20 protein-coding genes are annotated in these 18,557 nt (G+C 66.1%); 6 read left to right on the forward strand and 14 right to left on the reverse strand.

Going from position 1 to position 18,557, the window contains the following annotated elements:
* Positions 1 to 9: 9 nt before the first annotated feature.
* The 3 genes from BVG12_RS08660 to BVG12_RS08670 form a co-directional block, all read right to left on the reverse strand.
* Positions 10 to 2,253 (reverse strand): RelA/SpoT family protein, encoded by a 2,244-nt coding sequence (locus BVG12_RS08660; RefSeq protein WP_075792034.1) that lies wholly within the window; start codon positions 2,251 to 2,253, stop codon positions 10 to 12.
* Positions 2,254 to 2,262: 9 nt separating this feature from the next.
* Positions 2,263 to 2,613 (reverse strand): RidA family protein, encoded by a 351-nt coding sequence (locus BVG12_RS08665; RefSeq protein WP_075792035.1) that lies wholly within the window; start codon positions 2,611 to 2,613, stop codon positions 2,263 to 2,265.
* Positions 2,614 to 2,689: 76 nt separating this feature from the next.
* Complete coding sequence (locus tag BVG12_RS08670; RefSeq protein ID WP_075792036.1) at positions 2,690 to 3,568, reverse strand: alpha/beta fold hydrolase; 879 nt, start codon at positions 3,566 to 3,568, stop codon at positions 2,690 to 2,692.
* A 155-nt stretch (positions 3,569 to 3,723) separates the two neighbouring features.
* Here BVG12_RS08670 and BVG12_RS08675 point away from each other — a divergent pair, with 155 nt between their 5' ends.
* The 4 genes from BVG12_RS08675 (at position 3,724) to BVG12_RS08690 (ending at position 7,624) form a co-directional block, all read left to right on the forward strand.
* On the forward strand, positions 3,724 to 4,518 hold the full coding sequence (locus BVG12_RS08675) for a 3-hydroxybutyrate dehydrogenase (RefSeq protein ID WP_075792037.1): 795 nt from the start codon (positions 3,724 to 3,726) through the stop codon (positions 4,516 to 4,518).
* Complete coding sequence (locus BVG12_RS08680) at positions 4,519 to 4,911, forward strand: hypothetical protein (protein WP_075792038.1); 393 nt, start codon at positions 4,519 to 4,521, stop codon at positions 4,909 to 4,911.
* Between the two features lie 10 nt (positions 4,912 to 4,921).
* Positions 4,922 to 6,199 carry a metal-dependent hydrolase family protein gene (locus BVG12_RS08685; protein WP_075792039.1) on the forward strand — a complete coding sequence of 426 codons (1,278 nt, stop codon included), beginning with the start codon at positions 4,922 to 4,924 and terminating at the stop codon, positions 6,197 to 6,199.
* A gap of 123 nt (positions 6,200 to 6,322) precedes the next feature.
* Complete coding sequence (locus tag BVG12_RS08690; RefSeq protein ID WP_075792040.1) at positions 6,323 to 7,624, forward strand: dicarboxylate/amino acid:cation symporter; 1,302 nt, start codon at positions 6,323 to 6,325, stop codon at positions 7,622 to 7,624.
* A 77-nt stretch (positions 7,625 to 7,701) separates the two neighbouring features.
* Here the strand turns inward: BVG12_RS08690 and BVG12_RS08695 are convergent, their stop codons facing one another.
* From BVG12_RS08695 to BVG12_RS08710, 4 genes are all read right to left on the reverse strand, one after another.
* Positions 7,702 to 9,531 carry an ABCB family ABC transporter ATP-binding protein/permease gene (locus tag BVG12_RS08695; protein WP_075792041.1) on the reverse strand — a complete coding sequence of 610 codons (1,830 nt, stop codon included), beginning with the start codon at positions 9,529 to 9,531 and terminating at the stop codon, positions 7,702 to 7,704.
* Between the two features lie 76 nt (positions 9,532 to 9,607).
* On the reverse strand, positions 9,608 to 9,880 hold the full coding sequence (locus BVG12_RS08700; RefSeq protein WP_156895590.1) for a hypothetical protein: 273 nt from the start codon (positions 9,878 to 9,880) through the stop codon (positions 9,608 to 9,610).
* 180 nt (positions 9,881 to 10,060) lie between these two features.
* The gene (locus tag BVG12_RS08705) at positions 10,061 to 10,711 is read right to left on the reverse strand and encodes a 3-oxoacid CoA-transferase subunit B (RefSeq protein ID WP_075792043.1); all 651 of its coding nucleotides are present in this window, start codon (positions 10,709 to 10,711) and stop codon (positions 10,061 to 10,063) included.
* A gap of 16 nt (positions 10,712 to 10,727) precedes the next feature.
* On the reverse strand, positions 10,728 to 11,426 hold the full coding sequence (locus BVG12_RS08710) for a CoA transferase subunit A (RefSeq protein WP_075792044.1): 699 nt from the start codon (positions 11,424 to 11,426) through the stop codon (positions 10,728 to 10,730).
* Positions 11,427 to 11,572: 146 nt separating this feature from the next.
* Here BVG12_RS08710 and BVG12_RS08715 point away from each other — a divergent pair, with 146 nt between their 5' ends.
* The gene (locus tag BVG12_RS08715) at positions 11,573 to 12,133 is read left to right on the forward strand and encodes a PAS and helix-turn-helix domain-containing protein (protein ID WP_075792045.1); all 561 of its coding nucleotides are present in this window, start codon (positions 11,573 to 11,575) and stop codon (positions 12,131 to 12,133) included.
* On the opposite strand, the gene BVG12_RS08720 is transcribed toward BVG12_RS08715, so the two are convergent.
* The 3 genes from BVG12_RS08720 to BVG12_RS08730 are packed head-to-tail and all read right to left on the reverse strand — an operon-like array spanning position 12,134 to position 14,151.
* Entirely contained in the window at positions 12,134 to 12,553 is a 420-nt protein-coding gene (locus BVG12_RS08720) for an acyl-CoA thioesterase (protein WP_075792046.1), read from the reverse strand. It lies immediately after the preceding gene.
* A 42-nt stretch (positions 12,554 to 12,595) separates the two neighbouring features.
* On the reverse strand, positions 12,596 to 13,378 hold the full coding sequence (locus tag BVG12_RS08725; RefSeq protein WP_075792047.1) for an alpha/beta fold hydrolase: 783 nt from the start codon (positions 13,376 to 13,378) through the stop codon (positions 12,596 to 12,598).
* Positions 13,375 to 14,151: an SDR family oxidoreductase gene (locus BVG12_RS08730; RefSeq protein WP_075792048.1), complete on the reverse strand. Its 777-nt coding sequence runs from the start codon at positions 14,149 to 14,151 to the stop codon at positions 13,375 to 13,377. Before BVG12_RS08730 ends, BVG12_RS08725 begins: the two co-directional genes overlap by 4 nt.
* 179 nt (positions 14,152 to 14,330) lie before the next feature.
* On the opposite strand from BVG12_RS08730, the gene BVG12_RS08735 reads away from it, so the two are divergent.
* Positions 14,331 to 16,007 carry an electron transfer flavoprotein-ubiquinone oxidoreductase gene (locus tag BVG12_RS08735; RefSeq protein ID WP_179966258.1) on the forward strand — a complete coding sequence of 559 codons (1,677 nt, stop codon included), beginning with the start codon at positions 14,331 to 14,333 and terminating at the stop codon, positions 16,005 to 16,007.
* Positions 16,008 to 16,038: 31 nt separating this feature from the next.
* Here the strand turns inward: BVG12_RS08735 and BVG12_RS08740 are convergent, their stop codons facing one another.
* The 4 genes from BVG12_RS08740 to BVG12_RS08755 form a co-directional block, all read right to left on the reverse strand.
* Positions 16,039 to 16,707, reverse strand: coding sequence for an amino acid ABC transporter permease (locus BVG12_RS08740; protein ID WP_075792050.1), 669 nt, complete (start codon positions 16,705 to 16,707; stop codon positions 16,039 to 16,041).
* A 7-nt stretch (positions 16,708 to 16,714) separates the two neighbouring features.
* Positions 16,715 to 17,512 carry a cystine ABC transporter substrate-binding protein gene (locus tag BVG12_RS08745; protein ID WP_156895591.1) on the reverse strand — a complete coding sequence of 266 codons (798 nt, stop codon included), beginning with the start codon at positions 17,510 to 17,512 and terminating at the stop codon, positions 16,715 to 16,717.
* Positions 17,513 to 17,600: 88 nt separating this feature from the next.
* A complete protein-coding gene (locus BVG12_RS08750; RefSeq protein WP_075792052.1) occupies positions 17,601 to 18,011 on the reverse strand; it encodes a hypothetical protein in 411 nt (136 codons plus the stop codon).
* Positions 18,012 to 18,079: 68 nt separating this feature from the next.
* Complete coding sequence (locus BVG12_RS08755; RefSeq protein ID WP_075796265.1) at positions 18,080 to 18,538, reverse strand: metallophosphoesterase family protein; 459 nt, start codon at positions 18,536 to 18,538, stop codon at positions 18,080 to 18,082.
* Positions 18,539 to 18,557: the final 19 nt, after the last annotated feature.

Raw genomic sequence — 18,557 nt, forward strand, 5'->3', positions numbered from 1 at the left:
CGGCGCACGTCAGGTGCGCCGTGCCTGCTGTACGCCCTTCACCTCGGCGATCGCCGCGAGCGCCTTCTGCAACTGGCCGGTCGAGCTGATCTCCGCCGTGAACACCATCTTAGCCGTGCCCTTGCTGCTCTGGGTATTCACGCCGATCACGTTGATCTTCGAGATGGCCAGCACTTCGGAAATGTCGCGCAACAGGCCTTGGCGGTCGCTCGCGAGGATGAAGATATCGACCGGGAACACCGTCTCCAGGCCCGTCGTGCCCCATTCCGTCTCGAGCACGCGTTCCGGGCTCCGGGCCGCCATCTCGGCGAAATTCTTGCAGCTGGCGCGGTGGATCGACACGCCCTTGCCGCGCGTGACGAAGCCCACGATCGGGTCCGGCGGCGCCGGCTTGCAGCAGCGCGCGAGCTGCGTCATCAGGCCTTCCGTGCCGACGACCAGCACGCCCGACTTGGCGCCCTGCTCCACGCTCGACGCGCGGCTCTTGTTGACGACGGCTTCGTCCGCGGCCGGGGCCGCCGGCGCGCCCGTGTCGTGCAGCGCCGCTTCCACGTGGCGCAGGCTGAATTTTTCCTTGCCGACGGCGATGAACAGGTCGTCGACCTTCGTGAACCCCAGCTTGTGCGCCAGCGTATCCAGGTTGACGGCCGTCTTGCCTTCGCGCTGCAGCGATTTCTCGACGAGCGCGCGGCCGTGCCCCAGGGTCTCGGCCAGTTCCAGCGCGTGGAACCAGGCGCGGATCTTCGAGCGCGTACGGCTCGAGACCGTGTAGCCGGGACTGAGCCAGTCGCGCGACGGCCCCTGGCTGCCGGCCGGGCCCTTCGCCGTGATGACCTCGCACGTCTGGCCGTTCTTCAGCGGCGTGTTCAGCGGGACCATCACGCCGTCGACCTTGGCGCCGCGGCAGCGGTGTCCCACTTCGCTGTGCAGGTGATAGGCGAAGTCGATGGGCGTCGCGCCGACCGGCAGCTCGAGCACGCGCGCCTGCGGCGTCAGCACGAAGATGCGGTCGTCCAGCGTGGTCGATTTCAGCTTCTCGACCCATTCGCGCTGCAGCTCTTCCTGGCCCGTGACGGCGCTCGCGACCTCGGTCTTCCACGCCAGCAGCTGGCGCAGCCACGCGATCTTTTCGTCGTATTCCTGGCTCTTAAAATTCGAGCCGCCTTCTTCCTTGTAGCGCCAGTGCGCGGCCACGCCGTATTCGGCGAAGTTGTGCATCTCGTGGGTGCGGATCTGCACTTCCAGCGGCCGCCCGTCCTCGGCCGTCACGACCGTGTGCAGCGACTGGTAGCCGTTCGCTTTCGGACGCGAGATGTAGTCGTCGAATTCCTTCGGGATCGGCGTCCAGATGTTGTGGACGACGCCCAGCACCGTGTAGCACGTCTTGATGTCGTCGACGATCACGCGGAACGCGCGCACGTCGTACAGCTCGGAGAAATCGAGCTCCTTGCCGCGCATCTTCTTCCAGATGCTGTAGATGTGCTTCGGCCGGCCGAAGACCTCGGCCTTGATGCCGGCGGCCGCGAGCTCCTTCTGCAGGCGCTCGATCGACGACGCCACGAAGCTTTCGCGCAGCATGCGCTTCTCTTCGAGCATCTTGGCGATGCGTTTATACGTGTCCGGCTCCATCATCCGAAACGACAGGTCTTCCAGCTCCCATTTCAGCTGGAAGATGCCGAGGCGGTTGGCGAGCGGCGCGTACAGGTCCAGCACTTCGCGGCCGTAGTTGCGCGTGACGTCGTCGAAGCGCTTGTGCTCCGCGAAGAAGCGCAGCGTGATCACGCACGACGCGAGACGGATCAGCACGACGCGCATGTCGCTGGCCATCGCCAGCAGCATCTTGCGCAAGGTCTCGACCTGCGCCATCGCTTCCTGGGCCGCATTCTTGCCGCGCCCGACGGGGGCCTGGGCCGCCGTCAGGTCGCGCAGGCGGATCAGCTGGTGCACGCCGCGCACCATGTCCGCCACTTCCTTGCCGAAGCGCTCCTCGAGCGCCTCGGCCACGCCCGGCTCCACGATCGCCAGCTCGAACAGCAGGCCGGCGATGCGGGTCTCGGCATCGCTGCCGAGCAGCGCCAGCGTGCCGGCCACGCCCAGCGAGAACTCGAACGCGCTTTGGCCGGTGGCCGCAGCGCGGTCGGCATACGACGCGGCCGCGAAGTCGAGCGCGCCTCTTACGCGCGCACAGTCCTCAGGACCGAGCCCATGGACCAGCTGGGTGGTGGCGTCGCCGAGCGCGACAATCGATACCATCGCGCGTGCTTACGCCTGGGCGGCCACGACGACGACTTCGACCAGGCAGGCCGGATCGGCCAGCTTGGCTTCGACGGTGGCGCGCGGCGGCGTCTGGCCCGGCACGACCCACGCTTCCCACACCGTGTTCATCGCCGGGAAGTTGGCCATGTCGGTGATGTAGATCTGGGTGGAGAGGATACGGCTCTTGTCGCTGCCCGCCTCCGCCAGCAGGCGGTCGATGTGGCCCAGCACTTCGCGCGTCTGGCCGAGGATGTCCTGCTTCGTGTCGCTGGCGATCTGGCCGGCCAGGTACACCGTACCGTTGTGGATGGCGACTTCGGACAGTCGTTTGCCTACGTGCAGTCGTTTGATTTCCATGCTTTTCTCTAAGTCCTAAAACAAGGCCTTGCGGCCGTTTCGCCCGGCCGTGGAGCCGAACACCTCCGGCCTTGCATCAGCCGGTCAAAAATTCCCGCGCGATCGCGATCTGTGCCGGCTGCAGGAACGTGGGCGCATGGCCCACGCCCGCGATCTCCACCAGCCGCGGCTTCGGTCCGCGCCGCGTCATCTCTTCCGCCGTCGCGCGCGACAGCAGGTCGGACAATTCTCCGCGCACGAGCAGCGTAGGACAGCGGATCGCATCGTACGCCGCCCACAGCTGCGCCTCGTCCCGCGCCACCTTCTCCGGCGTCAGCGCCTTGAAGGGCGCGGCCAGGCCGAGGTCGTAGTGGCGCACCCACTGGCCGTCCGGCTGCTGCACGAGCACGTCGCGCGCCAGCTTGTCCCATTCTTCCTCGCTGTGCGGACCGAACGGCGTGGAGGTTGTCCGCACGAACGCGGCGCCTTCCTCGAACGTCTTGAAGCGGAGGGCCTGGCCGATGTAGTCGCCGATGCGCGCCATCGCGGCCGGGTCCAGCACGGGCCCGATGTCGTTCAGCACCATCCGGCGGATCGGGTTACCCGGCAGCGACGCGAGGCCGATGCCGACCAGGCCGCCCATCGACGTGCCGAACCAGTGGACGCCTTCGTCCTCGCTGCCCGCGGTCACGCGCGCGATCAGGGTCACCATGTCGGCCACGTATTGCGGAATGACGTACAGCGCCGGGTCGCGCAGCCGGTCGGAACGGCCGCGCCCCGCGACGTCCGGGCACACCACGCGGTAGCGGTCGCTCATGGCTTGCGCCAGCGCGTCGAAATCGTCCGCCACGCGCGTCACGCCGTGCACGCAGACGAGCACATTCGTGTTGGCGGGATCGCCCCACTCCTTGTACGCCATGCGGTGCAGGCCGGCGGGCGAACTGCACAGCACGGATTTCAGCCTCGGTTCGCTCATGTTCAAAGTTCCGACGATTACCATGCATCCGCCGCGACCATCAAGGGTCCGGGCGGGCGCCAACATTTTACCCGTTGGTGCGATTACAATTCTACCAAGTCTGGCCCGGGTCCACCCGGCACCCCTTAGAAACTGTCCACGAGAAAGAGGAACGAATGAAATCCACCATGTTAAGCGGCAAGACTGCACTCGTCACGGGCTCGACCTCGGGCATCGGTCTCGGCATCGCGCGCGCGCTGGCCGAGCAAGGCGCCAACATCGTCTTCAACGGCTTCGGCGACGCGCAGCAGATCGAAAAGCTGTACACCGACATCGGCCAGGAATTCGGCGTGCAGACCGCTTACCACAACGCCGACATGTCGAAGCCCGACCAGATCGCCGCGATGATGGCGTTCGCGGGCGAGAAATTCGGCGGCGTCGACATCCTCGTCAACAACGCCGGCATCCAGTACGTCGCGAACGTCGAGGACTTCCCCGTCGAGAAATGGGATGCGATCATCGCCATCAACCTCAGCTCGGCCTTCCACACGACCCGCCTCGCCCTCCCCTACATGAAACAAAAGAACTGGGGCCGCATCATCAACCTCGCGTCGGCCCACGGCCTCGTCGCGTCGGCGCAGAAATCGGCGTACGTCGCGGCCAAGCACGGCCTCGTCGGCCTGACGAAATCGACGGCGCTCGAGACCGCACCGACCGGCGTCACCTGCAACGCGATCTGTCCGGGCTGGGTGCTGACCCCGCTCGTGCAAAAGCAGGTCGACGACCGCGCCGCGCGCGAAGGCATCAGCAACGAACAGGCCAAGAAAAACCTGCTGCTGGAAAAGCAGCCGTCGGGCGAGTTCGTCACGCCGGAGGAGCTGGGCGCGCTGGCCGTGTTCTTCTGCAGCCCGGCCGCGAACCAGGTGCGCGGCGTCGCGTGGAATATGGATGGCGGCTGGGTCGCGCAGTAAATGGACGAACCCCTCGAAGGCTCGGGCTTCGACATCGCCGGCCTGCACGACGCCTGCGTGGAACTCGCCCATGTCGTGCTGGCATCCGGGCAGCCGGCCGTGTCGCGCGACATCCTCGAAACGCTGGCCGACCGCTTCGAACGCGAAGCGGCCGACTTCGCGCTGCTCGTCGCCAACGCCGGCCGCGACACGGCGCTGCTGGCCCGCGCCGTCCACTACCTCGTCGACGCCCATGCGCTGCCGCTGATGGGCACCGACATGGAATGGTTCCGCCAGGCCCTCGCCTGCCTCGTCGAACTGGCCGTGCCCGGCATCGCGCTGTCGCCGAAGGGCGCGGCGTTCCTGCACGACGTCGAGACCGGCATCGCGCAGGCCATGCAAGATTTGGAATAAAGGAAGAACGATGCGAACCTGGGCACTCGCTGTTGCCGCTTTCACTTTGCTCAACGGCATAGCCAGCGCCGCCGACCAGCGCCCCGTGCTGCTCACGCCGGACAAAGTCTGGACCGGCGACGGCGTCCCGCACGCAGGCTGGAGCGTGCTCGTGGCGCAGGGCCGCGTCCAGGGCGTGGGACCGGCGTCGACGCTGCCCGTCCCCGCCGACGTCGACCGCATTCCGCTACCCGGCAAGACCCTGATCCCGGGCCTGATCGACCTGCATTCGCACGTCCTGCTGCACCCCTACAACGAGACGACGTGGGACGACCAGGTCCTCAGGGAAGCCCCGGCCTACCGCATCGCGCTGGCCGTGCGCCACGCGGCCGACACGCTGCAAGCCGGCTTCACCACGTTGCGCGACCTCGGCACTGAGGGAGCGGGCTATGCCGACGTCGGCATCAAGCGCGCCATCGACGAAGGTCAAGTGCCGGGCCCGCGGCTGCTCGTCGCCACGCGCGCGATCGTCGCGACGTCCAGCTATGGCCCGGCCGAGCGGTCTTACCGTCCGGACATGGACATTCCGTACGGCGCCCAGCAGGCGACGGGCGTCGACGAGGCGACGAAGGCCGTGCGCGAACAGGCTGCCCACGGCGCCGACTGGATCAAGTTTTACGCGGACTACCGCACGGGCCCCGACGGCGGCACGCGCCCCACATTCACGCTCGACGAGATGAAGGCGATCGTCGCCGCGGCCCACTTGAGCGGCCGGAAAGTGGCCGCGCACGCGAGCAGCGACGACGCGATCCGCCTGGCCGTGCTGGCCGGCGTCGACACGATCGAACACGGCTACGGCGCCAGCGAGGCGACGTTCAGGCTGATGCTCGACCACAAGACCGCCTACGTGCCCACGTTGACGGCGCCGGAAGCCATCGGCGAATACTTCCAGCACCACGTGCGCGGCGGCACGCCGACGCCGGCCATGCAGCAGGCCGAGCGCGCGTTCCGCCTCGCGCGCAAGCTGGGCGTGACCATCGGCAACGGCAGCGACGTCGGCGTGTTCGCCCATGGCACGAACGAGCGCGAGCTGGAGTGGATGGTGCGCCTGGGCATGACCCCGACCGAAGCCCTGCGGGCCGCCACGGTCGTCGCCGCAACCATCCTCGACCGCAAGGACCTGGGCGCCATCCGCACCGGCATGCTGGCGGACGTCGTGGCCGTCGACGGAGACCCGACGGGCGATATCGCGGCACTGCGCAAGGTGGGCTTCGTCATGAAGGGCGGGACGGTCTACCGCAACCAGTAAACATCGGTCATTCACCAGGCCCCGATCTGGATATCTGTGGCGGCGTTGCGGTTTTCCACAATAGCCGACACAGATATTTTGCGTGATGATGACCGTGTTACTAATAGCGCATGACACCTTGCCATGAAAAAACCATTCTATAAAGTCCTTTATGTCCAGGTATTGTTTGCGATTATCGTGGGCGTCCTGTTAGGCATCTACGATCCGGGTATCGCAACCGCGATGAAGCCGCTGGGAGACGGCTTCGTCAAACTGATCAAGATGATCATTGCCCCGGTGATCTTCTGTACCGTCGTCGCCGGTATCGCCGGCATGCAAGACATGAAAAAGGTCGGCCGCGTCGGCGGCAAGGCCCTGATCTACTTCGAAGTCGTCTCGACCTTCGCACTGGCCATCGGCCTGATCGTCGCCAACGTGATCAAGCCGGGCGCCGGCTTCAATGTCAACGCGGCCACGCTGGACACCCACGCGATCGCCCAGTACACCGACAAGACCAAGTCGCTGAACACGGTCGACTTCCTGATGAACATCATCCCGAACACGTTCGTGGATGCGTTCGCCAAAGGGGAAATCCTGCAGGTGCTGCTGATCGCCATCCTGTTCGGCTTCGCGCTGTCGATGCTGGGTGAACGCGGCCGTCCGCTGACCCGCTTCATCGACGACATGTCGCACGCCATCTTCGGCGTCGTGAACATCATCATGAAAGCCGCCCCGATCGGTGCCTTCGGCGCCATGGCCTTCACCATCGGCAAATACGGCGTCAAGTCGCTGATCCCGCTGGCCTCGCTCGTCGGTTCGTTCTACCTGACCTGCTTCCTGTTCGTCGTGATCGTCCTCGGCGTCATCGCCCGCCTGACCGGCTTCTCGATCTTCCGCTACCTCGCCTATATCAAGGAAGAGCTGCTGATCGTGCTGGGCACGAGCTCGTCGGAAAGCGCCCTGCCGGCCCTGATGCGCAAGCTGGAAAAGATGGGCTGCCCGAAATCCGTCGTGGGCCTCGTCGTCCCGACCGGCTACTCGTTCAACCTGGACGGCACCAACATCTACATGACGATGGCCGCCCTGTTCGTCGCCCAGGCCACGAACACCGACCTGACGCTGTCGCAGGAACTCACGATCCTGTTCGTGGCGATGCTGACGTCGAAAGGCGCATCGGGCATCACCGGCGCCGGCTTCATCACGCTGGCCGCGACCCTGGCCGTCGTGCCGACGATCCCGGTGGCCGGCATGACCCTGATCCTGGGCATCGACAAGTTCATGAGCGAATGCCGCGCCCTCACCAACATCATCGGCAACGGCGTCGCCTCGATCGTCGTGTCGAAATGGGAAGGCGAGCTGGACCAGGAGCGCCTGACCGCCGAACTCAAGAATCCGAGCCCGGACGACGTTGCTTCCGACCTGCACCCGGTCCGCGAAGCTGCCTGATCCGTCTCAGACACAAAAACGAACGATTCCTCGTTCAGACGCCGGGTTCGCCCGGCGTTTTTTTTTGCGCTGGCGGTTCATGGCGGCACGCCGCCGGGCGGTGCGACGTCGGGCGTCGCCATGCGCGCCTGGTCCTGGTCGATGCGCTGCTGCAGCAGCCACAGCCGCGCATACACGCCCTTGCGGCGCAACAGTTCCGCATGCGTGCCCCGCTCCACGATGCGGCCCCGCTCCATGACGATGATCGCGTGCGCATGGACGATGGTCGACAGCCGGTGCGCGATGACGAGCGTCGTGCGCCGTTCGGACAACCGGTCGAGTTCGCGCACGATCGCGTGCTCGGACACGGAATCGAGCGCCGACGTGGCCTCGTCGAACACGAGGATCACCGGCTGCTTGAGGATGGCGCGCGCGATGCCGATGCGCTGGCGCTCGCCGCCGGAGAACTTCACGCCGCGTTCGCCGACGGGACTGTCGTAGCCGTCCGGCAGCGCGGCGATCGTCTCGTGCAGCTGCGCGGCCCGCGCCGCCGCCACGATCTCGTCGCGGCCGGCGCCCGCGCGCGCGTAACCGATATTGCTGGCGATGGTGTCGTTGAACAGGGCGGCATCCTGCGGGACGACGCCGATCGCCCGGCGCACGCTGGCCGGACTGCAGTGGCGGATGTCCTGGCCGTCGATGAGGATGCGCCCGCGGTCGGGGTCGTAAAAGCGCAACAGCAGGCGCGCCAGCGTCGACTTGCCGGACCCGCTGCGCCCGACGACGGCCAAGGTCGTGCCGGGCGGGATGCGCAGGCTGACGTCGTCCAGCGCCGGGCGGCCCGGCTCGTAGTCGAAACCGACGTGCTCGAACACGACTTCGCCGGCGCTTGGCACGAGCGCCGGCAGGCCGGGCACCTCCGGCATCTCCGGCCGCTCGCCCAGCAGCGCGAACAGGCGCTCCGCGTTGACCCAGGCATCGCGCGATTCGCGGTAGACGAAGCCGAGGGCGTTCAGCGGCAGGCAGACCTGCAGCGCATACGCATTGATCAGCACGAGGTCGCCCACGCGCATCCGCCCCGCCAGCACGTCCTGCCCGGCCAGCAGCATGATGGCGGCGACGCCGACGGCGATCACCCCGCTCTGCCCCACGTGCAGCAGGAACAGGGCGCGCTGGTTCTTGATGCCGGCGTCCCGCCAGTGGCCCATCGTCGACGAGAATTTGGCCGCCTCGTGCGCCTCGTTGGCGAAATACTTGACGGTGTCGTAGTTCAGCAGGCTGTCCGCCATCTGCCCCTTCGCGCGCGAATCGAGCTTGTTGACGCGCCGCTGGTACATGACGCGGCGCGCCGTGAACACGAGCGTGAAACCCGTGTACAGGAGGAAGGTGACGGCGATGACGGCGGCATAGCCTCCGGGATAGCGGCGCAGCATGATGACGAGCACGAGGCCGATCTCGACGAGCGTCGGCACGATCGTGAACAACCCCACGCCCAGCAGGTAGGCGATGCCGCTGGTGCCGCGGTCGATGTCCGGCAGCAGGCTGCCGACCTGGCGCCGCGCGTGGAAGCGGGGCCCCAGCGCGTGCAGGTGCGCGAACGTCTTGCAGGCGTACGTCGACACCGCGCCCAGCGTGACGCGCGCGAACAGCAGGTCGCGCCATTCATTGAACAGGGTGCTGGCGAAACGCAGCAGCGCATACCCGACCAGCAGATACGCGGGCAGCTGCAGCGGCAGCCGCGGCTGCGAAAAGTCGTCGATGATGCGCTTGAGCAGCAGCGGCACGGCGACTGTCGCCACCTTCGCCGCCAGCAGCAGGACGACGGACGCCGCCACCCGTGTGCGGTGGGCGCGCATCACATCCCACAGCTCGGCCATGAAGCGGCGTCGGGCGGCGCGGTCGTCGGGGGCGTCCGGGTCGGAAGTCATGGAAGCTTGGACCGCCGCGCGGCCGCCGGACTCCCTGTCGACTCCTGTGCTGCCTCAAGCATTCATGCCGGAGGTGTCAGCGTATTCGCCTGGGTGCATTTTCCAGGCGGAAGATCACGTCGACGGGCTGGCGCATCTTGAGCGCGGGGACCGCCAGCAGCTGTTCGCGATCGACGTCCTGGGCACGCGCCTTGTCCGTGCTGCGCGGACGGCGGAAGTCGTCGCGCTCGAGGCCCATCGCCGTGCCCAGGTTTTTCAACGCATCCGGCGTCGCGGCCATCACGCCGCCGACGCGGCGCCCGAACCCGGCCGCCGGCCAGCGGCGCCCAGTTGGCGAGGTTGCGCACATTGATGTGAACGTCGCAACGCAGCTCGTACAGCGGCGCACCATCCGCGGCCCGGTTGTCCTTGCGGATGCCCTGCCGCACTTCGCGTACGACGGCGTCCTCCGGCTCCATGCCCAGCTGACGCACCAGTGCGCGCACCTCGCCCACGCGCGTGTCGAGGACGGCACGGGCCGCGGCCGGCCTCAGACGGCCGACACGTCCAGTTCAGCCGACGTGGCGGCCACGACGTCATCCTTCGTGACGCCCGGTGCCAGCTCCACCAGCTTGAGGCCGGTGTCAGTGACGTCGATGACGCACAGGTCGGTGATGATGCGGTCGACGACGCCGACACCCGTCAGCGGCAGGTCGCATTTCTTGAGGATCTTGTGGCTGACCGTGCCGTCCTTGGCGGTCGCCACGTGTTCCATCACGACGACGACGCGCTTGACGCCGGCCACGAGGTCCATCGCGCCGCCCATGCCCTTGACCATTTTGCCCGGGATCATCCAGTTGGCGAGGTCGCCCTTTTCCGATACCTGCATCGCGCCGAGGATCGCCAGGTTGATCTTGCCGCCGCGGATCATGCCGAAGGAGTCGGCCGAGCTGAAGTAGGCAGCGCCCGGCAGGGCTGTCACGGTCTGCTTGCCGGCGTTGATCAGGTCGGCGTCGACCTCGTCATCCGTCGGGAACGGGCCGATGCCCAGCAAGCCGTTTTCCGACTGCAGGAACACTTCGATGTCCTTCGGGACGTAGTTGGCCACCAGGGTGGGCAGGCCGATGCCCAGGTTCACGTAAAAACCGTCCTGCAGTTCCTTGGCCGCGCGCGCGGCCATTTCATCACGAGTCCATGCCATGTCTGTCTCCCTGGTCTTATGCTTGACGCACGGTGCGCTGTTCGATGCGCTTTTCCGGCGTCGGGTTGTGAACGATGCGGTGCACGAAGATACTCGGGGTATGCACCTGGTCCGGATCGATCTCGCCGATCTCGACCAGCTGCTCGACTTCCACGATGCAGACCTTGCCTGCGGTGGCCACGTTCGGGTTGAAGTTGCGTGCCGTCTTGCGGAACACGAGGTTGCCGGCGCGGTCGGCCTTCCAGGCCTTCACGAGCGACACGTCGGGCGCGAGCGAACGTTCCATCACGTACATCTCGCCATCGAATTCGCGCGTTTCCTTGCCTTCCGCGACGATGGTGCCGTAACCGGTCTTGGTGAAGAAGGCCGGGATACCGGCGCCGCCCGCGCGCAGCTTTTCGGCCAGCGTGCCCTGCGGCGTGAATTCCAATTCCAGTTCGCCGGCCAGGTACTGGCGCGCGAATTCCTTGTTCTCGCCCACGTACGAGGCGATCATCTTCTTGATCTGGCGCGTCTTGAGCAGCTGGCCGAGACCGAAGTCGTCGACGCCGGCGTTGTTCGAGATGGCCGTCAGGTTCTTGACGCCGGAATCGCGCAGCGCGAGGATCAGCGCCTCCGGAATACCGCACAGGCCGAAACCACCCACGGCGATGGTCTGGCCGTCCTCGACGACCCCTTCGAGCGCGGAGCGCGCATCAGGATACACTTTGTTCATACCCGTCCCTTTAGTTATTAACCTTCAAGCGTCGTTAAGCTTCTCTACAGCAGAGTAGAATTCGAGAATAGAATACGCCCCTCCAAAGCACAATACCGTAGAAATACCGGCAAGCGTTTCCTGCGGGGACACTCGACTACCATCAAATGAACGCATCATACGCCATCGATTACGAGATGATTTTCCAGCACGCGCCGGTCGGCATGTGCATCTCGGTGAACCGCGTGATCCAGTCCTGCAACCATGCCCTGGCGGCGATGTTCGGCTACCAGAGGACCCAGCTGGACGGCAAGTCGTTCGCGGTACTGTACCCGACCATGGACGAATTCCTGCGCACGGGCGACCGCATCATCCCGATCATGAATGCGAAGGGCCGCTACTCGGACGAGCGCATCATGCGGCGCGGGAACGGGGAATTGTTCTGGTGCCACGTGACGGGCCGCGCGCTCGACCCGGCCGAGCCGTTGGGCGCCGGCGTGTGGACCTTCGAGGACGTCAGCGAAAAGCGCCCGGTAACGGCCGAGCTGACCCCGCGCGAGCGCGAGATCGCGGCGCTACTCGTCGAAGGCAAGACGAGCAAGGTGATCGCGCGCGAGACCGATCTGTCGCCGCGCACGGTGGAGATGCACCGTGCCAAGCTGATGCGCAAGTTCTCGGCGTCGACGTCGTCGGAACTCGTGCATAAGCTCGTCGGCATGTCGCGCTGATCAGCCGGGGGGCAGCATCTCCCGCAACTGTGCCGGCAACGGCACCGATTTCTCGGCCGCGAAATCGACCCACACGACCTTGCCTCCGCCTTCCGCGTACACGACGTCGGCATTGCCGTCCGCGTCGACCATGCGGATCTCGTGCGTCACTTCGAAGCTGGACCGGCCCGCCGGACCGGCGAACGTGCGGATCTCGATCTCGCCCGGGTACTTCAGCTGCTTGATGAAGGTGCAGTAGGCGGTGACGATCACCGGGCCTTCGCCCTGGACGTCGAGGCCGCCGGCCGCCTGTTCGAGAAAGGCGATGCGCCCGCTCTCCATGTATCGGAAATACACCGTGTTGTTCACGTGTCCGAATGCATCCATGTCGCCCCAGCGGATGGCCTGGCGCATGGCGTGAACCTGCTTCTTGTCGCTCATTGTTGCGTCTACGTGGTTGCCAAAAGCCGGCATGATAGGGCGTCAAGCGCCCGAGCGGCAGTCCCCGTCGTAGAGGATGGACTCGACGATGCGGCAGAAGGTCGCCGGATCTTCCAGCATCATCATGTGGCCCGTCTTCGGCTGGACGCACACCCGGCGCGCCTGCGCCAGCACCCAGTCGGGCACGTCCCAGCCGGCGGCGGACTGTTCCCCGCCGACGAGAAAAAGCGGACTGCCGCGGGACGTGGCGCGCGCCAGCACGCGGCCGACACAACCCAGGTAGTCCGGGGCGCCCGTCGTGTCGAGCACGGATTGCGCCATCTTTTGCACCGTCGTGTACGGTTGGTTGGCGAGGATGTCGCGCGCCCAGGCGACGCGCTCGTCGCTCGCCTCGATGCCGCATTTTTCCAGCCAGGCGGCCGGTGCCGCTTCCATCGCGCCATATTCGGCGGCCCAGTCGGCCTCCGGCAGCGCGGCGATACGGCCCGCCCAGAACGCGTCCTTCAGCGTGAAGTTACCCTCCACGCTGATCAGGCCCCGTACGAGGTCGGGCGCCATGTCCGCCAGCAGCATCGCGACGGCGCCGCCCACGCTGTGGCCCAGCACCCAGGCGGGACCGCAGGCCTCGTCGCGCAGGAAGCGCGCGAGCATGGCGGCCTGTCCGGGCAGCGTGATGCCCGTGTCTTCGCTGCGGCGCTGGCCGTAGCCGACCAGGTCCGGCGTGAAGACCTCGACGCCGGGCAGGTAACGCTGCGGTTCGAAATAGCTCAGCGAGCCCAGCAGGCCGTGGATCAAAAGCAGCCGCGGCCTTGCCTGCGATGTCATTGCGCCGTCATGCCGTCGTCGGCCGTGATGATGGCGCCGTTGATGAAATGGGCTTCCTCGGCGGCGAGCAGCAACAGCAGTCCGTCGAGGTCTTCCGGCTTGCCCGCGCGGCGCCGCGGCAGCATCTCGATCAGTTTCCGGCCCTGCTCCGTGTCGAAATAATCCTCGTTCATCTCGGTCGCGATATAGCCCGGGCAGATGGCGTTCACATTGATGCCGTAGCGCCCCCACTCGACGGCCATCGCCTTCGTCATCTGCACGACGCCGGCCTTGCTCATGCAGTACACGCCGATCTGCGGCAGCACGCGCAGGCCCGCGACGGATGCGATGTTGACGATGCGGTGCTGCTTCTTCGGGTCGCCCTTGGCGCGCTGGATCATGCGCTTCGCGGTCTGCTGGGCCATGAAGAACGCGCCGCGCAGGTTCGTGTCCATCACGTAGCCGTAGTCTTCCTCGCTGACGTCGAGCAGGCGCTGCGTGGTCGACACGCCGGAGTTGTTGACGAGGATGTCGATCGGCCCCGCTTCCGTCTCGGCGTGGGCGATGGCGGATTTGATGCTCGCGAGGTCCGTCACGTCCAGCGCGACGACGTGGGCCGCGCCGCCGTCCGCCTCGATCTCGGCACGCAATTCCTTCAGGCGGTCGATGCGGCGCGACGCGAGCACGACCTGGGCGCCGGCACCGGCCAGGGCTTTGGCAAAACGCGCTCCCAGCCCGCTGGATGCGCCCGTGACCATGGCAATCTTTCCTTCGAAATTGACTTCAATCCCCACGTTACGCCCCCTATCCCCGAACTAAATTCTGTTGCGAAGTCATAATGATTACACACTTCACCTATTTCGCACCGATTAGATTGCCGCGTCTAATAGTTGCCCTACAATGGCGCTCGAAGTTGCCAACGAGCGCAAAAAAGTGCACACTCGTGCTTAAATTTTTTTAACTACTATAAGACATGACTCAGCCCAACTCCCTCCTCGAAGAATACGGCCCCCGCGAAGCAATGGAATACGACGTGGTCATCGTCGGCGGCGGCCCGGCCGGCCTGGCAGCAAGCATCCGCCTGAAACAGCTGGCGGCCGAGAAAGGCCAGGACGTGTCGGTCTGCGTGCTGGAAAAAGGCGGCGAGCTGGGCGCGCACATCCTGTCGGGCGCCGTCATGGACCCGCGCGCGCTGGACGAGCTGTTCCCGAACTGGAAGGAACTGGGCGCCCCTTTGAACACGGCCGTGACGGAAGACCGCGTACTGTTCCTCACCGAGACCAAGGCTTACGCGACGCCGTCGTTCATGGTGCCGAAGGCCCTGACGAACCACGGCAACTACGTGATCTCGCTGGCGAACGTCGTGCGCTGGCTGGGTCAGCAGGCGGAAGCGCTGGGCGTCGAAATCTTTCCGGGCTTCCCCGCCGCCGAGATCCTGTACAACGACGATGGCTCCGTGAAGGGCGTCGCCACCGGCAATATGGGCGTCAACCGCCACGGCCAGCCGACGGACGCGTTCCAGCTGGGCATGGAACTGCACGCCAAATACACGCTGTTCGCGGAAGGCTCGCGCGGCCACCTCGGCAAGCAGCTGATGGCGAAATACGACCTGAACAAGGGCAAGGATCCGCAGACCTACGGCATCGGCATCAAGGAGTTGTGGGAAATCGATCCGGCCAAGCACAAGCCGGGCCTCGTGATCCACACGGCCGGCTGGCCGCTGGACAACGACACGTACGGCGGTTCGTTCCTGTACCACCTGGAAAACAACCAGGTCGCCGTCGGCTTCGTCGTCGGCCTGTCGTACCAGAACCCGTACCTGTCGCCGTACGAGGAATTCCAGCGCTATAAGACGCACCCGGCGATCCGTCACTTCTTCGAGGGCGGCAAGCGCATCTCGTACGGCGCGCGCGCGATCACGGCGGGCGGCCTGCAGTCGCTGCCGAAGACCGTGTTCCCGGGCGGCGCCTTGATCGGCTGCGATGCCGGCTTCCTCAACACGAGCCGCATCAAGGGTAGCCACGCCGCCATCAAGACGGGCATGCTCGCTGCCGACGCCGCCTTTGCCGCGGTGAAAGCGGGCCGCCAGCACGACGAGCTGCTGAGCTATCCGGTCGCGTTCGAACAGTCGTGGCTGCATGAGGAACTGCACGTCGCGCGCAACTTCAAGCCGTGGATGAGCAAGGGCCTGGTGCTGGGCACGATCATGGTCGGCATCGACCAGATCGTGTTCAAGGGTAAGGCCCCGTGGACCCTGCACCACAAACACGCGGACCACGAATGCCTGCGTCCGGCGTCCGACTTCAAGCCGATCGTCTATCCGAAACCGGACGGCAAGCTGACCTTCGACCGCCTGTCGTCCGTGTTCATCTCGAACACGAACCACGCGGAAGACCAGCCCGTGCACCTGACCTTGAAGAACCCGAACGTGCCGGTCGAAATCAACCTGGCCAAGTTCGCGGGTCCGGAACAGCGTTACTGCCCGGCCGGCGTGTACGAATTCGTGAAGACGGATGAAGGCCGCGATCGCCTGCAGATCAACGCGCAGAACTGCGTGCACTGCAAGACGTGCGACATCAAGGACCCGACGCAGAACATCGTCTGGGTCACGCCGGAAGGTGGCGGCGGGCCGAACTACCCGAATATGTGATGCCCGACACGGCGGAGCGATCCGCCGTTTTTTATTTGTGCGCGCGGTTGAAACGCCGCTCCGCCCGGCGCTGCAGGTCCTCGAAGAACAGGCTCAGCAGCCAGTACACGCCGGCCGCCGCCACGTACTGCGGCAACGGCCGGAACGTCACGGAGATCAGCTCCTTCGTCACCAGCATCAGTTCGCTCACGGTGATGACGGACACGAGCGCCGTGTCCTTGATCAGGCTGATCAACGTATTGCTCATCGCGGGCACGGCCACGCGCAGCGCCTGCGGCAGGATCACGAGGCCCAGCGTCTGCGGATACGTGAGACCAAGGCTGAAGCCGGCATTCCACTGCCCGCGCCCGACGCCGAGGATGGCGCCGCGCAGGCTTTCCGACAAATACGCGCCCGCGTTCAGCGACAGCGCCAGGATGCCCGCCGCGACGGGCGTGAATTCGATGCCGATGCCGGGCAGGCCGTAATAGATGACGAACAATTGCACCAGCAACGGGGTGCCGCGGAAGGCACTCACGTACAGCGCGGCCGGCCAGCGCAGCGGCACCCAGGGCGACACGCGCAAGACGGCGGTCGGGAAGCCCAGCACGAGTCCGCCCGCCATCGAGGCGACCGCAAACGAAAGCGTGTAGCCGGCGCCTTTCGCCATCACGGGCGCGGCCTCGCGCAGCAGGTCGACGAGTTCGGTCAGCGCGGCCATGGCGCCGTCACGGCGCGCGCGTGGCGTCGCTGCCGAACCATTTCAGCGACACCTGCTTGAGGCTGCCGTCGGCGCGCGCGGCGTCCAACGCCTGGTCGACGGCCGCGTGGAATTTCGGATTGCCCTTGCGGAAGGCGATGCCCATGCGCTCGACGTCGCCCACGCGCGCGCCGGCGCGGATCGGCAGTTGGGAATTCTTCAGCAGGTAGGCCACCATCAGGCTGTCGTTGAGGGCCGCGTCGATGCGGCCGAATGCGAGATCCTGCAGGTTTTCCGGCGCGGCCGGATAACTCTTGACCTCGATGCCGGGCACGGCGCGGACCTGCTGCTCGAACACGCTGCCCTGCCCCACGCCGACCGTCCGCCCCTTGAGGTCGGCAAGGCTTTTATAGGTGGCTTCCTCGTTGCGGCGCACGATCAATTGCGGCGCGGAGTACGTGTAAGGCTGGGAGAAATCGAATGCCTGCTGGCGCCGCGGCGTGATGCCCACCTGGCTGACGATGACGTCGTATTTGCCGGCGCCCAGGCCCGCGAGAATGGCGGCCCATTCCGTTGTCACGAATTCCGGCTTGACGCCCAGCCGGGCGCAGACGAGTTTCGCGACGTCGACGTCGTAACCCGCCAACTGCCCCGTCTTCGCATCCTTGAAATTGAAGGGCGGGTAAGTGCCTTCGAGCGCGATGCGCAGGGTGCCGCGCGTCTTGACGGTGTCGAGCAGATCGGCCGCGCGGGCCGCCGGCGCCACGGCCAGGGCCAGCGCAGCAAAGGACAGCAGCGCGCGCCGCGTGGTGTTCGGAAATCGCATGTGCATCGGCTCAGCTCTTCGTCGGGACAACGCTGATTTAACACCGAATCGCGACTATGCGCAAAGGAAATATTGTCGTAAATATATGCTAAAAATGTCGCCGGCCGTGTTTGCCGAAGTTGTGGCCCGTGACGATCAGCGAACTCTCGACGAGCGTCGACAGGCCCAGCAGCAGTTGGATGAGCTTGTCGTCCGGCAGCACCCAGATCGAGCCGGCGGGCTGCTCGGCGCCCGTCGCGGCCATGATCAGGGGCGCGACCCAGCCCGCGTCGGGCTCGACGTCGAGGATGACGGCATCCGCCGCCGTCTGCATGTAGATGTCGCCGCCGGGCGCGAGGCGGAAGCGCACGCCGACGCCCGTCTCCTGCGGCTTGACGAGCTCCTGCATCGTGCGGTTGTGCTCGTCGATCCACAGCTCGACGTCCTGCGGGGTTTCCAGTGGCGTCCACGGGACGGGGCGGAAACGGGGGCGGTCGTTCGTATTCTGGTCGGGCGTCATGATGAGATCGATCAAGCTTGAGGACGGCGCGTATGCTACGGCATTTCCCGCCCTGCGGCCAGAGCGTCTTACGGGATGAGCGTCACGAGCCGGGCACGGACGGCGTCGCCGTCGATGATGAGCTCGCCGGCCGCGATCGGCAGGCTGAAGCGGCGCCGGCCGGCGCTGCCCGGGTTCACGTACAGCACGCCGTCGCGTTCGACGCACGCGGGACGGTGCGAGTGGCCGGACACGACGATCCGCACGCCAGCCGCGCGCGGATCGATGTCCAGCAGTTTGAGGTCGTGGATCGCGTACAGCGCCACGGATCCGAAGTCGACGCGGACCGTCTCGGGGATCGCCCGCGCCCACGGCGCCGTGTCGTTGTTGCCGCGTACCACCGTCAGCGGCGCGACGGCCGCCAGGCGCTCGAGGATCTCCGGGCCGCCGATGTCGCCGCCATGGACGATATGGTCGGCCCCGGCCAGGAAGGCGAGCGCCTCGGGGCGCAGCAGGCCGTGCGTGTCGGAAATCAGGCCGACGCGCATGGCCTTTGGCACCTCGAAC

Source organism: Massilia putida (genome assembly GCF_001941825.1).
Taxonomy (GTDB): Bacteria; Pseudomonadota; Gammaproteobacteria; order Burkholderiales; family Burkholderiaceae_D; genus Telluria; species Telluria putida.

Excerpts from the sequence above, each read along its gene's own strand:
- BVG12_RS08660 (WP_075792034.1), bottom strand. The coding sequence starts at position 2,253 with ATGGTATCGATTGTCGCGCTCGGCGACGCCACCACCCAGCTGGTCCAT.
- BVG12_RS08665 (WP_075792035.1), bottom strand. The coding sequence starts at position 2,613 with ATGGAAATCAAACGACTGCACGTAGGCAAACGACTGTCCGAAGTCGCC.
- BVG12_RS08670 (WP_075792036.1), bottom strand. The coding sequence starts at position 3,568 with ATGAGCGAACCGAGGCTGAAATCCGTGCTGTGCAGTTCGCCCGCCGGC.
- BVG12_RS08675 (WP_075792037.1), top strand. The coding sequence starts at position 3,724 with ATGAAATCCACCATGTTAAGCGGCAAGACTGCACTCGTCACGGGCTCG.
- BVG12_RS08680 (WP_075792038.1), top strand. The coding sequence starts at position 4,519 with ATGGACGAACCCCTCGAAGGCTCGGGCTTCGACATCGCCGGCCTGCAC.
- BVG12_RS08685 (WP_075792039.1), top strand. The coding sequence starts at position 4,922 with ATGCGAACCTGGGCACTCGCTGTTGCCGCTTTCACTTTGCTCAACGGC.
- BVG12_RS08690 (WP_075792040.1), top strand. The coding sequence starts at position 6,323 with ATGAAAAAACCATTCTATAAAGTCCTTTATGTCCAGGTATTGTTTGCG.
- BVG12_RS08695 (WP_075792041.1), bottom strand. The coding sequence starts at position 9,531 with ATGACTTCCGACCCGGACGCCCCCGACGACCGCGCCGCCCGACGCCGC.
- BVG12_RS08700 (WP_156895590.1), bottom strand. The coding sequence starts at position 9,880 with ATGTGCGCAACCTCGCCAACTGGGCGCCGCTGGCCGGCGGCCGGGTTC.
- BVG12_RS08705 (WP_075792043.1), bottom strand. The coding sequence starts at position 10,711 with ATGGCATGGACTCGTGATGAAATGGCCGCGCGCGCGGCCAAGGAACTG.
- BVG12_RS08710 (WP_075792044.1), bottom strand. The coding sequence starts at position 11,426 with ATGAACAAAGTGTATCCTGATGCGCGCTCCGCGCTCGAAGGGGTCGTC.
- BVG12_RS08715 (WP_075792045.1), top strand. The coding sequence starts at position 11,573 with ATGAACGCATCATACGCCATCGATTACGAGATGATTTTCCAGCACGCG.
- BVG12_RS08720 (WP_075792046.1), bottom strand. The coding sequence starts at position 12,553 with ATGAGCGACAAGAAGCAGGTTCACGCCATGCGCCAGGCCATCCGCTGG.
- BVG12_RS08725 (WP_075792047.1), bottom strand. The coding sequence starts at position 13,378 with ATGACATCGCAGGCAAGGCCGCGGCTGCTTTTGATCCACGGCCTGCTG.
- BVG12_RS08735 (WP_179966258.1), top strand. The coding sequence starts at position 14,331 with ATGACTCAGCCCAACTCCCTCCTCGAAGAATACGGCCCCCGCGAAGCA.
- BVG12_RS08740 (WP_075792050.1), bottom strand. The coding sequence starts at position 16,707 with ATGGCCGCGCTGACCGAACTCGTCGACCTGCTGCGCGAGGCCGCGCCC.
- BVG12_RS08745 (WP_156895591.1), bottom strand. The coding sequence starts at position 17,512 with ATGCGATTTCCGAACACCACGCGGCGCGCGCTGCTGTCCTTTGCTGCG.
- BVG12_RS08750 (WP_075792052.1), bottom strand. The coding sequence starts at position 18,011 with ATGACGCCCGACCAGAATACGAACGACCGCCCCCGTTTCCGCCCCGTC.
- BVG12_RS08755 (WP_075796265.1), bottom strand. The coding sequence starts at position 18,538 with ATGCGCGTCGGCCTGATTTCCGACACGCACGGCCTGCTGCGCCCCGAG.